Here is a 2,500-nt window from a genome sequence, read left to right as displayed (position 1 = left end):
GCAACGTATCGCTTGCTTTAAAACAATTAATAGTTGCTTGATCAAACGTCTGCAAGATGGACAATCATCCTTCCTGCAGGCGCCTTCACAAGATACCTGCGCATACTTTCAAAGATCTTGGGAAGTGGCCTCAGCGCCGTTCCCGTGTGCTGCGAAGTTTCCTTCGTAGCGAGCCGCCCATTATAGCCGGCTTTTCCGCTTCGTCAACACCTTTTTTCAAGGCCGTCTCACCGAAGTTGACGTTGTTGCCGATGCTGCTTCGTCGTTGGACCCGAGGGCCTTTCGTCGTTGCGAGCCGCCTATTATGGCAGGCTTTTCAGCTTTGTCAACAACTTGTGAGAGGAACTTGAAGCTCTTCGCGAAGTTGTTGCCGTAAGTCCAGGTCGAAACCTGAGGCTTGCAAAAAAAGGAAAACCCCGCTGCATGAGCAGCGGGGTTTTCGGGGTATAAACCCTGGCGATGACCTACTCTCGCATGGCTTAGGCCACACTACCATCGGCGCAGCTACGTTTCACTTCCGAGTTCGGGATGGGATCGGGTGGTTCCATAGCGCTAATTTCACCAGGGAGGCGGTTGGAGTGTCGCTTGGACGCCGTGTCTTTGCAGGGGGCGGGCATGGTGATGCCAGCGTTGCAAAGAGACGCGCCTGAGCGCCTGCCTCTCGTTTGGTCTTGTGACGTAGCGTGCACTTGGATCTATCGACATGTCATGTCGGCCAAGGCAACTTGAGGTTATATGGTCAAGCCTCTCGGATCATTAGTATCAGTTAGCTCAATACATTGCTGTACTTACACACCTGACCTATCAACCACGTAGTCTACATGGTTCCTTCAGGGGGCTTGTGCCCCGGGAGATCTCATCTTGAGGCGCGCTTCCCGCTTAGATGCTTTCAGCGGTTATCGCTTCCGAACATAGCTACCCGGCAATGCCACTGGCGTGACAACCGGAACACCAGAGGTTCGTCCACTCCGGTCCTCTCGTACTAGGAGCAGCCCCTCTCAAATCTCCAACGCCCATGGCAGATAGGGACCGAACTGTCTCACGACGTTCTGAACCCAGCTCGCGTACCACTTTAAATGGCGAACAGCCATACCCTTGGGACCGACTACAGCCCCAGGATGTGATGAGCCGACATCGAGGTGCCAAACACCGCCGTCGATATGAACTCTTGGGCGGTATCAGCCTGTTATCCCCGGAGTACCTTTTATCCGTTGAGCGATGGCCCTTCCATACAGAACCACCGGATCACTAAGTCCTAGTTTCCTACCTGCTTGATCCGTCGATCTTGCAGTCAAGCACGCTTATGCCTTTGCACACAGTGCGCGATGTCCGACCGCGCTGAGCGTACCTTCGAGCTCCTCCGTTACTCTTTAGGAGGAGACCGCCCCAGTCAAACTACCCACCATACACGGTCCCCGATCCAGATAATGGACCCAGGTTAGAACGTCAAGCACGACAGGGTGGTATTTCAAGGATGGCTCCGCCACAGCTAGCGCCATGGTTTCATAGCCTCCCACCTATCCTACACAGACGAACTCAACGTTCAGTGTAAAGCTATAGTAAAGGTTCACGGGGTCTTTCCGTCTTGCCACGGGAACGCTGCATCTTCACAGCGATTTCAATTTCACTGAGTCTCGGGTGGAGACAGCGCCGCTGTCGTTACGCCATTCGTGCAGGTCGGAACTTACCCGACAAGGAATTTCGCTACCTTAGGACCGTTATAGTTACGGCCGCCGTTTACTGGGGCTTCGATCAAGAGCTTCGCCTTGCGGCTGACCCCATCAATTAACCTTCCAGCACCGGGCAGGCGTCACACCCTATACGTCCACTTTCGTGTTTGCAGAGTGCTGTGTTTTTGATAAACAGTCGCAGCGGCCTGGTTACTGCGACCCTCTTCAGCTATAGCTCGCACGAGCCACCAAAAAGGGTGCACCTTCTCCCGAAGTTACGGTGCCATGTTGCCTAGTTCCTTCACCCGAGTTCTCTCAAGCGCCTGAGAATTCTCATCCTACCCACCTGTGTCGGTTTACGGTACGGTCTGCGTAAGCTGAAGCTTAGGAGCTTTTCCTGGAAGCGTGGTATCAGCAACTTCGCCATAAAGGCTCGTCTCGGTGCTCGGTCTTGAAGGATCCCGGATTTGCCAAAGATCCAAACCTACCGCCTTTCCCCGGGACAACCAACGCCCGGTATGCCTAACCTTCTCCGTCCCTCCATCGCACTTACGCGAGGTGCAGGAATATTAACCTGCTTCCCATCGACTACGACTTTCGTCCTCGCCTTAGGGGCCGACTCACCCTGCGCCGATTAACGTTGCGCAAGGAAACCTTGGGCTTTCGGCGTGCGGGTTTTTCACCCGCATTATCGTTACTCATGTCAGCATTCGCACTTCCGATACCTCCAGCAGACTTCTCAATCCACCTTCAACGGCTTACGGAACGCTCCTCTACCGCGTACATATAAATATGCACACCCCAAGCTTCGGTTCTGTGCTTAGCCCCGT

General features: G+C 54.0%; 2 rRNA genes (1 of these 2 only partly in view). Both read right to left on the bottom strand.

The annotated features are described in order from the left end of the window. Positions 1 to 451 precede the first annotated feature (451 nt). A 5S ribosomal RNA gene (gene rrf / locus QP457_RS01900) occupies positions 452 to 566 on the bottom strand. Between the two features lie 169 nt (positions 567 to 735). Next, positions 736 to 2,500: ribosomal RNA gene (locus QP457_RS01895) — 23S ribosomal RNA — on the bottom strand; it runs 1,116 nt beyond the window's last position.

The sequence above is a fragment of the Stenotrophomonas sp. As-7 genome (assembly GCF_030291015.1).
GTDB classification, from domain to species: Bacteria; Pseudomonadota; Gammaproteobacteria; order Xanthomonadales; family Xanthomonadaceae; genus Stenotrophomonas; species Stenotrophomonas lactitubi.
The sequence above is the reverse complement of the archived record's forward strand: the minus strand, read 5'-3'. Positions and strand labels throughout refer to the sequence as shown.